The 9,202-nt window shown below is 49.7% G+C and carries 9 protein-coding genes; 7 read left to right on the top strand and 2 right to left on the bottom strand.

What is annotated here, in order from left to right:
* The first annotated feature begins 121 nt into the window (after nt 1-121).
* Complete coding sequence (gene fadR / locus CAG65_RS00525; RefSeq protein ID WP_021704160.1) at nt 122-961, top strand: fatty acid metabolism transcriptional regulator FadR; 840 nt, start codon at nt 122-124, stop codon at nt 959-961.
* 54 nt (nt 962-1,015) lie between these two features.
* Here fadR and CAG65_RS00520 read toward each other — a convergent pair whose 3' ends face one another.
* A complete protein-coding gene (locus tag CAG65_RS00520) occupies nt 1,016-2,182 on the bottom strand; it encodes a DUF1887 family protein (protein ID WP_021704159.1) in 1,167 nt (388 codons plus the stop codon).
* Nucleotides 2,183-2,371: 189 nt separating this feature from the next.
* Nucleotides 2,372-4,363, bottom strand: coding sequence for a methyl-accepting chemotaxis protein (locus CAG65_RS00515; RefSeq protein ID WP_161451430.1), 1,992 nt, complete (start codon nt 4,361-4,363; stop codon nt 2,372-2,374).
* 234 nt (nt 4,364-4,597) lie between these two features.
* Here CAG65_RS00515 and hinT point away from each other — a divergent pair, with 234 nt between their 5' ends.
* The 6 genes from hinT to ycfP all read left to right on the top strand — a co-directional run bounded on the left by hinT (nt 4,598) and on the right by ycfP (nt 9,011).
* Complete coding sequence (gene hinT, locus CAG65_RS00510) at nt 4,598-4,948, top strand: purine nucleoside phosphoramidase (protein ID WP_021704157.1); 351 nt, start codon at nt 4,598-4,600, stop codon at nt 4,946-4,948.
* A gap of 85 nt (nt 4,949-5,033) precedes the next feature.
* Nucleotides 5,034-6,428: a COG3014 family protein gene (locus tag CAG65_RS00505; protein WP_161451428.1), complete on the top strand. Its 1,395-nt coding sequence runs from the start codon at nt 5,034-5,036 to the stop codon at nt 6,426-6,428.
* Nucleotides 6,428-6,817, top strand: a complete 390-nt coding sequence (locus CAG65_RS00500) for a YcfL family protein (RefSeq protein ID WP_021704155.1) — start codon at nt 6,428-6,430, stop codon at nt 6,815-6,817. Before CAG65_RS00505 ends, CAG65_RS00500 begins: the two co-directional genes overlap by 1 nt.
* A gap of 91 nt (nt 6,818-6,908) precedes the next feature.
* Nucleotides 6,909-7,499, top strand: coding sequence for a penicillin-binding protein activator LpoB (gene lpoB, locus CAG65_RS00495; protein ID WP_021704154.1), 591 nt, complete (start codon nt 6,909-6,911; stop codon nt 7,497-7,499).
* Between the two features lie 20 nt (nt 7,500-7,519).
* Nucleotides 7,520-8,374, top strand: a complete 855-nt coding sequence (locus CAG65_RS00490; protein WP_161451426.1) for a phosphotransferase — start codon at nt 7,520-7,522, stop codon at nt 8,372-8,374.
* A 97-nt stretch (nt 8,375-8,471) separates the two neighbouring features.
* Nucleotides 8,472-9,011: an alpha/beta hydrolase YcfP gene (gene ycfP / locus CAG65_RS00485; protein ID WP_161451423.1), complete on the top strand. Its 540-nt coding sequence runs from the start codon at nt 8,472-8,474 to the stop codon at nt 9,009-9,011.
* The last annotated feature ends 191 nt before the right edge of the window (nt 9,012-9,202 follow it).

The following is a 9,202-nucleotide window of genomic DNA, read 5'->3' as shown; positions in this document are numbered from 1 at the left end:
GCATATACTCTATCGTCAGCGTGAGGTCAGTTTACGCGCTACAGGTTTCCGTAGTGTGAAAACTAGTGGTATGATGAGTTATATTAGACCCAATAAATGATAAATACCGGAAAACAAATTAATGGTCATTAAGGCAAAAAGCCCAGCAGGATTCGCTGAAAAATACATTATTGAAAGCATCTGGAATGGTCGCTTTCCGCCTGGCTCTATTCTTCCTGCCGAACGCGAGCTCTCCGAACTGATCGGTGTTACCCGAACGACATTGCGTGAGGTGCTGCAGCGCTTGGCACGTGATGGTTGGTTGACGATTCAACACGGTAAACCGACCAAAGTGAATCAGTTTATGGAAACGTCCGGTTTGCATATACTCGATACGCTGATGACGCTTGATGTTGATAACGCAACTAATATCGTTGAAGATTTACTGGCGGCGCGTACCAACATCAGTCCTATCTTTATGCGCTACGCTTTTAAAGTGAACAAAGAGAGCTCCGAGCGCACCATCAGTAACGTGATTGAGTCGTGTGAAACGCTGCTCAAAGCGGAATCCTGGGATAAGTTTATCGAAGTGTCACCCTATGCGGATAAGATCATTCAGCAAGTTAAAGACGACGGTGAAAAAGACGAACAGAAGCGCCAGGAAATTCTGATCGCTAAGACGTTCAACTTCTACGATTATATGTTGTTCCAGCGTCTTGCGTTCCATTCTGGCAATCAGATCTACGGTCTGATCTTTAACGGCCTACGCAAATTGTATGATCGAGTGGGCAGCTACTACTTCTCGAATCCGAAGGCTCGAGATCTGGCTCTGGATTTCTACCGTCAACTGCTTGATGTGTGTGAAACCGGTAACCGTGAACAGATCCCTCTGGTTGTCCGCCATTATGGTATGGAGAGTGCGCACATCTGGAACCAGATGAAGACCACTTTACCGACTAACTTTACCGAAGACGACAGCTAATCATACGGTTGACTCATCATTAAAAAAACCCGCCTGCTAGCGGGTTTTTTCGTATCAATCCAGGTCGTCTTCTTTACCACCAGCCTCTTCAAACCATTTGGTCAGGTGGGTTTTGAGATCCTTCAGCTCTTCCGGCCCAATCAGCGCCAGACCAAGATCTTCGGCGCGCGTGATGTCGTTGTAGCGCAGTGGACGGAAGCTGACCAGCATTGCGCGGGCCTGTAGGCCGCCGAGCAGGTCGCGTAAGGTGTCGAGTTTATACAAAGTGTCATCACCGTCATCGCGCATGCCTTTGGTTTTGCATTCAATGATGTGCAGTTTGTTGTTTACGACAGTCGCCACATCCAGTTCGTTACGCACTTCACGTTCGCCGATTTCTCGATAAACCTGCACGTTCAAAGAACGGTCCTGAATGGTGGGCATGTCATCTTGAATCTGGCGCACGGTACTGTGGACCAGAGTCTCTAACCATTCGCCGTTGGAGAAGCGTCGTGCGTCTTCATTCACAAACGTCAGGATGCCACTTTGGTATGACGCGATTTGCGCCTCGACCAGATCGGTGATCAGCATATTGAGCTCTCGATAACCTTGCTGCTTTTCCGTCAGTTCGACGTCGAGTTTCTGTTCTTTGCGACACGTGGTGGCGAGATAGTTGAGTGTGGCGAGACCGGGCCCGAGCTCAAGGGCGTTACCGGCCCAGCGTTCACCCAACTCATACAACTTCTGGTCGAGCTGAGGGGGGAGGTGATGTTCGCTGAATTCGCCACGCGCACCAAAAATGGTTAAATAATCGGAGATGGTGATCAGGTCTTCAACCTGAGTATCCTCGCGGCCATCGGGATAAAGCCAACACAAACGGTCACTGTTGGGCTCCACAACGAAAATTGGCCAGTGGTATGTACGGAACACCTCGTACACCGATAACAGTCTGTGGCGCAGGCCGCAGCTGGCATTCAAGCGGACGTCTTCACCCCGCTCATGCAACTGTTGCGCTAAGCGTTGCACAGCTTGTTTGATTTTTGAGGTGTTGACCACATTCGGAATTTCGAAAAATTCTGAGGTAATGTTGCGTTTATCAAGTACCGACGCGAGTCGGTGGTACATGGTTTTTTGAGCGGGTTCACCAATAAAAACAATGTGTTTACTAATGGTCCGGTTATCAAGAAGGGGCGTGACCAAACGGATCGGATCTTGATCGATAATGCCAACATGAACTGCCATATATTTTCCTCATGCATGGCTTGCAAAAATTTGAGCAGAAAAGGAAAGCAAGCCGTGGGTGCCACAAGTCAGTATGTCGGGAATCCGTGTGAAAGCTTGTGGCTCTATCTACTCATATAAAGTTGCAGACCATAAAAAACAAGAGCGGTTTCACAAAAAACCGCTCTTTGAGGAGAATTGACAGTACGTTTACAGTTTAAATCGGTGAACCAATTCACCCTGTTGATTGGCCAGAGAGGTAAGGCTTGCGCTGGTTTGTGCAATTTCGGACATAGCCTGATAGCTGCTGTCGGCGATCAGGTTGATTTCTTCAATGCTGCGAGCGATGCCGGATGTGGTTTGACTCTGCTCTGCCGCCGCCTGTGAAATGTAGCTGCTCATGTGACTGATTTCGATGATCAGCGCCTGAATTTCTTCCATGGCACTGTTGGCATTCGAGGCTTGTTCAACCGACAACTCCATGTCGGTCATACAGCTCTCAATCACTTGGCCGGCGGTTTTTGAGCTGGTTTGCAGATTACTGATCATGCTCTCAATTTCGCTGGTGGACTCTGTCGTGCGCTGGGCAAGAACCCGGACTTCGTCTGCCACCACGGCAAACCCTCGTCCTTGTTCACCTGCACGCGCTGCTTCAATAGCCGCATTGAGAGCCAGCAGGTTGGTTTGCTCAGCAATGTTGCGGATAACGTCCAGAATCGACCCGATTTGACTGCTCATGCGTTGCAGTTCACCGACGGCCTGCACCGACTCATTGAGGCGGGACTCGAGCTGATTGATGGTCGTGATATTGGTGCTCATTACCTGACGGCCCGATTCCGACGCGTTTTCCACTTGCTCGACCATCTGCTGAGAGCTTTGTGCGCTCTGAGCCACTTCTTGCACCGAGTGCGCCATTTCCGTCATGGCCGTTGCCACGCTGGCCGTTTGTTCGCGTTGATTGCTCAATTGCTGCTGAGCACTGGTTGATGTGTGCTGGTTGGTATTAGCCGTTGTAGTGAGGTTGTCGGAGGCATCGTTGAGCCGGACCAGAATATCGTGCAGGTTATCCGCCAACGAGTTGATGTGCCCACTGACCCGGCTGAATTCGTTGTTGTAGCGAATGTCGATACGCTTGGTCATGTCACCATCGGTGAGGCCTTCCAGTGTTTTCAGGATACGGGTCAACGGCTCACGGACGCTGTGAGCGATGTGATAACCAATACCGGCGGCAAACAGCACAATTGCAATGCCAATCACAATGGCTTTAACTACGCCTTGCTTGTAAATGTCGCTGGCCAGAGTCAATGATTGATTCAGGTGCTCAGTGGCTCGTTGGTTAAAGGATTCCAGAATCGTCATAGCTTGGTCGACTTCCACCGCCAGATTCGCGATGTTGTCATACAGCGCAGCTTTGGCTTGCAGATAATCGTTGTGCTGATCCAACACGCCGCCCTTCATACCGATATCAGTAGTAAATTGCTGGACAGCTTCGTCGAAGGCCTTCTTGATTTCCGGCATTTGAGTCGCCAGGCCACGATAGGCGTAATTCAAGTGAGTGACGGCTTTTTTATTTTTGTTCACCGCTTCCAGCACATACGCAGGATCGGAACTCGCCAGCGCATCTGAGGTGACGACTTCGGCGTCTTTTAATTTGATGAAGTAGCTCTTGGCCATGACTTTGACCGAAATACTGTCCTGATCATCCACGTAGTCTTTCATGCCCACGCTCAGCTCAGAGTGCAGCCTTTGGAAGCGCCGGGTCGATTTCTGCACGTCTTCCTGCGCTTTGAACATCGCCTGATAGTTATCCATGGCTTCGTTGGCTTCGGTAACGTAACGTTGCTTCATCTCTTCCAACTGAGCGATACGGGTTTCCAGCTCGTTATCTCCGAGACTGGCTTGCTTCAGTTTATCCAGCGCCTGGCCTAGCTGGTCGCTGGCCTGTTGAAAACCGTTCCGTCGTTCCGCCATCCGCTCCGGATTCTGAGTGGTCAGAAAGTCTTTAAAGGATTTGTCCGCAGAGAGCAGACTGACACTGGTTTGATTGGACAATGAGACCAGAGGCAATGAGGTCTTAGAGACCGACTGGAAGTACGACTGAATCTGATTCATTCCGGCCATCATCATGGCGCTGGAAATGATAAACAGAATAATGATCAACGTGAATCCGGCGTACATCCGCCTTATCACAGAACCCTTCATAAAACTCTCCCTGAATTAAAAAAGACAATCGCTGTCTTAAAAAAGTAACAAAACAATCAACATTGTATTGAGAACGATTCACGCGTTTTATGACGTACAAGACAGTTTTAGTTTGTGTTTGCGGAAGGATTGATGATTCTGTTAAGTGAACACTGTTTTTATTGAGCTTTTTTAAGCCTTCAAGCATACTTATCGGCATACTGATATCCAATCCAACTCATAATGGAGCGCTTCATGGCTGAAGAAACCATTTTTAGCAAAATTATTCGTCGCGAAATCCCGGCCGATGTGGTTTACCAGGACGATCTGGTGACCGCTTTCCGTGATATTAATCCCCGAGCTCCAAGTCACATTCTGATCATCCCAAACAAACTGATTCCTACGGTGAATGAAGTTGAGGAAGCGGATGAGTTGGCGCTCGGTCGTATGTTTACGGTCGCCCGCCAACTGGCTAAAGAGGAAGGGATTGACGAGGATGGCTACCGTTTGATTATGAACTGTAACTCACATGGTGGTCAGGAGGTGTATCACATCCATATGCACCTGCTGGGTGGACGCCCGCTGGGGCCGATGTTGATGAGCTGATTGGCATCTGATGCCTGTGTTGCGGAGCTCGGGAGTCTTTCCGGGCTCAATATGAGAACCATAAGTAAGTGTTACGGAGTTTGAATTGCTAAGTCAGATTCGACTCGCTCTGGTGCTGTCATCTTCACTGTTGTTGTCTTCGTGTGCGAATTTGTCCGCTGGCAATCTGTTCAGCCACTACAGCGCACAAAATCAGGACATGTATCAAGCGGTGAAGAGTGGCCAGTATCAAAAAGCGGAAGAGGAACTGCCGAACCAAGTGGCGGGTGAGATACTCGACAACATGGAGAAAGGTCGGGTGTATTTCCTCAATGCGCAGTATGAGCAGAGTAAATCCAGCCTGGAGTCCAGTGACAAAGCGGTTCAGGTGCAACAGGATAAAGCGGTGATTTCGGTCTCGGACACCGCAACCAATGTCGGCTCTATCGCGGTGAACGATAATCTTAACATTTATCGGCCTGCCGATTATGAACTGGGGTTTTTACATCTGTATCTGGGGTTGAATTACCTGCAACAAAACAGCCTGGAAGGGGCTCTGGTGGAAATGCGTCGCGGTAATCAGGTTCAGGAAAAAGCACGCAAAGAGCGTGAAAAAGAACTCGAATCTGCGGCCAAAGAGATGCAGTCTCAGGGGCTTTCTCCTAATCTGGGAAGTGTACTGTCGAACTACCCCGATGCGGGTAAGCAGCTTCAGGCGGTACAAAACGGCTATTTGTTGTATTTATCGGCGCTGCTGTACGAAACCGCCAACAACCTCAATGACGCTTGGATTGATTATCGCCGTGCATTGGCGGTGATGCCAGACAATCGCGATGTCATTGATGGGGCAATGCGGGTTGGTCGCCGGTTAGGAATGCGTCAGGACGTGTCTTTGATGGAAAAACGCTACGGCAAACACAAAGCCATGCCGGTCGGAAAATCTCGGGTGTTATTCATTGAAGAGCAAGGGGTTGTCGAGGCGATGCAAAGCTGGCGACTGACTTTACCGATTTATGACAGTCGGGACAACGTGGGGCTGTATTCTCTCGCGCTGCCGTATTACCCCGCTCAACCGATCCCCACCTTGGGTCGTTACACTATTGACGGTCAATCGGTCGGTGGTCACTTACTGACGGACGTCAACCTGATGGCGCAGCGTGACCTGTCCGAGCGGATTCCAGCCATGGTGATTCGTCAGGCACTGCGGGTCTGGGCGAAAGACAGACTGCGAAAAGAAGCAACCAAGAAAGGCGATGATGTCGGGAATCTGATTTTCAACGTCTGGAATACGTTGACTGAGCAGCCGGATACGCGCAGTTGGCTGACCCTGCCGGGAGCGGTGCTCAGTGGCAGTCGATACGTGACACCGGGTACCCAAACACTCAGTGTGGATGGTAAACAGTATCAGTTTAATGTTGAAGCGGGTCAGACCGCATTGGTATGGATTTCACGCCAGGGCGGTAACGCTACGATCTGGCATAAGCAACTAGGAAAACTATGATGAAAAAATGGCTTTTCGCTGCGTTGGCAGCTGTGCTGATGATGGGATGTGCCAGTAATACGGCCGGGTTGAGAGTCGACGGCGCGTCTCAGACGGTCCTGTTTGGTGACAATGTGTTGGGTGGTCGACTTAACGTAGAAGACATTACTACCAAGCAAGTCGATGGTCATGCCCGTGGCATCGTACGTTTGGCAAGCCAGTACAAAGGCGATCAACACATTCAATATCGTTTCTACTGGTACGACAATGACGGCCTTGAAGTTAACAACAAGCTTGGTCCGTGGAAGCAAGCCATTGTGCGTGGTATGGAAACCGTCACTATCTCAGAAGTGTCTGTGAATCCAAACGGAACCCAATTCCGCGTTCAGATCCGTGAAGCGGACGATTAATCAATTTTGTATCCAGGCACTCACTGATGAGATGCCTGAACTGTTTTGAGACGTACTGTAATGGTACGAATTGGTAGAGAAAGGAACCAACATGAAAAAGAGTGTAATTGCATTACTGGGTTTGGCCGTGATTCTGGGCGGTTGTTCGAACCGCGTCAGCTATGGTGATGCGCAGGCTGTAGAAACAACCACCATCGATTTTGGTTCGACGGATCTGCAGAAAATTGCCGGTGAGATGGTAGACAGTATGTTGTCTTCCGGTTCAGTGGCGGCAATCACCAGCAACTCTCGTCCCATCGCGTTTGTTGACAGCATCAAGAACAAAACCAGCGAGCACATTGATACCGAGTCCATCACAGACACCATCAGCACAAAAATGCTGAATTCGGGTAAGTTCCGTTTTGTGGATATGGATCGTGTGGAATCGGTACGTAAGCAACTGAACTTCCAGAACAACGATCAACTGGTGAACCAAAGCACCGCGATTCAGTTTGGTAAAATGGTCGGCGCGCAGTACATGTTGTACGGCAACCTGTCCAGCATCGTGAAGTCTGCAGGTAGTGACAAAGACGTCTACTACAAAATGACCATGCGTTTGATGGATCTGGAAACGGGTCTGATTGAATGGGCGGACGAAACAGAAATTCGTAAGCAGGCATCGAAGAGCTTGCTGGGTCTGTAATCATTGCTAGGATCTCGCCGATGGCAAGGATGTCATGGAAAGAGGCGTGTCAGCTCGACACGTCTCTGGTTAGTTTAGATTCGTTCTTTCATCGGGCCCCTGAGTTCGCTCAAACACTGACCGGGGGCCTGACTAATCGTTGTTGGAAAGTGGTGCTTCCCTCTGGTCAGGCGTACGTCTGGCGGCCTATCACCCCAATCACTAAGGCGTTTTCCATTTCACGCCATCAGGAATATCAGATTCTTAAAGCCATTGAGCCCTCGGGCATTGCACCTGCGCCTTCGCTGGTCAATGACCAGGGACTGCTGGTCGAATGGGTTGACGGCGAAGCCTTACATCAGGGTATGGCGGTCGCCAGCTTGGTAGAGACACTGGCCGCAGTGCATGATCTGGACATTCACCGCATTCCCGTTGCGCCTTTTAACTTTACAGCACGTGTTGACCATTACTGGATGCAGCTAGATAGCGAGCGCAAAACTGAGCGCGTGACGGATATCTATCAACGTTGGCGCAGCGCGCCAAATCTGCGGGATGCAGGTAAAGTGTTGTGCCATTTCGATTTGGCCGGTTACAACTTGGTTGCCACCCAGACCGGGACGCGAGTAATCGACTGGGAGTACGCGTCACTGGCCGATCCGAGATTGGATCTTACCCTGACCATCGGTGCGGCGGACTTACCGATGCTGGAAGCCATCCAGTTATATTGTCAACAACGGGACATACGAGAGTGGGATGATTGGGTAGAAGGCGTGATGGCCTGGCAGCCACGAACACAGATGATGGCAATGCTCTGGTATCTATTGGCTCACCAGCTCTGGGGGGAAGAAAGCTATGGTCTGGCAGCCCAGCAGTTGGAAGCGTCGTTTTGCAGTTGAGATCACTGTTTGTCTTTAATGGCTTATAAAAAATAGGGGCTTAGCCTTTTCACGCACAACATTCGTGATAAATTGGGTGTTCAGGGAGGACACACACATGATTATTTATCTACACGGCTTCGACTCCACCAGTCCGGGTAATCACGAGAAAGTACTGCAACTGCAATTTATCGATGATGATGTCCGGTTCATCAACTACAGCACCTTGCACCCGAAACATGATATGCAGCATTTGCTGAAAGAAGTGCACAAAGTCATTGAGCAGTCCGGCGACACTGAGCCTATGATCTGTGGCGTGGGGTTGGGGGGATACTGGTCAGAGCGTATTGGTTTCTTGTGCGGCATCAAGCAGGTGATGTTCAATCCCAATCTGCATCCTGAGATCACGATGCAGGGGCGCATTGATCGGCCGGAGGAGTATGAAGACATCGCGACCAAATGTGTGAGCGATTTTCGCCACAAAAATCAAAGCCGTTGCCTGGTGATATTGTCCCAACAAGACGAGGTGCATGATAACCGCAAAACGGCCAGTGAGCTTGAGGCGTATTACGACATCGTCTGGGATCAAACTCAGACGCATAAATTTAAGAAAATCTCACAACATCTGCAGGCCATGAAAGCATTCAAACAAGCTTAATATCCTGTCGTATTAATTGCTTAGCGAGGGTTGCTCCCTCGCAGGCTCGTTCCGGCTTTCTCTAACGCATCACACCAACCAGACAGAAATTGCAGAACTTTCATGCAATTTACTTCTTTATCCGTAATGTCCCTATCAAGGCTAGTGAATTTCATGCAATATAAGGTTGCGCAGTGAATTTTGCTCGATAT

Source organism: Vibrio sp. V39_P1S14PM300 (assembly GCF_009904765.1).
Lineage (GTDB): Bacteria > Pseudomonadota > Gammaproteobacteria > Enterobacterales > Vibrionaceae > Vibrio > Vibrio proteolyticus.
The sequence above is the reverse complement of the archived record's forward strand: the minus strand, read 5'-3'. Positions and strand labels throughout refer to the sequence as shown.

Bases quoted from the DNA above. Each gene is read 5' to 3' on its own strand.
- fadR (WP_021704160.1), top strand. From the start codon at position 122: ATGGTCATTAAGGCAAAAAGCCCAGCAGGATTCGCTGAAAAATACATT.
- CAG65_RS00520 (WP_021704159.1), bottom strand. From the start codon at position 2,182: ATGGCAGTTCATGTTGGCATTATCGATCAAGATCCGATCCGTTTGGTC.
- CAG65_RS00515 (WP_161451430.1), bottom strand. From the start codon at position 4,363: ATGAAGGGTTCTGTGATAAGGCGGATGTACGCCGGATTCACGTTGATC.
- hinT (WP_021704157.1), top strand. From the start codon at position 4,598: ATGGCTGAAGAAACCATTTTTAGCAAAATTATTCGTCGCGAAATCCCG.
- CAG65_RS00500 (WP_021704155.1), top strand. From the start codon at position 6,428: ATGAAAAAATGGCTTTTCGCTGCGTTGGCAGCTGTGCTGATGATGGGA.
- lpoB (WP_021704154.1), top strand. From the start codon at position 6,909: ATGAAAAAGAGTGTAATTGCATTACTGGGTTTGGCCGTGATTCTGGGC.
- CAG65_RS00490 (WP_161451426.1), top strand. From the start codon at position 7,520: ATGGCAAGGATGTCATGGAAAGAGGCGTGTCAGCTCGACACGTCTCTG.
- ycfP (WP_161451423.1), top strand. From the start codon at position 8,472: ATGATTATTTATCTACACGGCTTCGACTCCACCAGTCCGGGTAATCAC.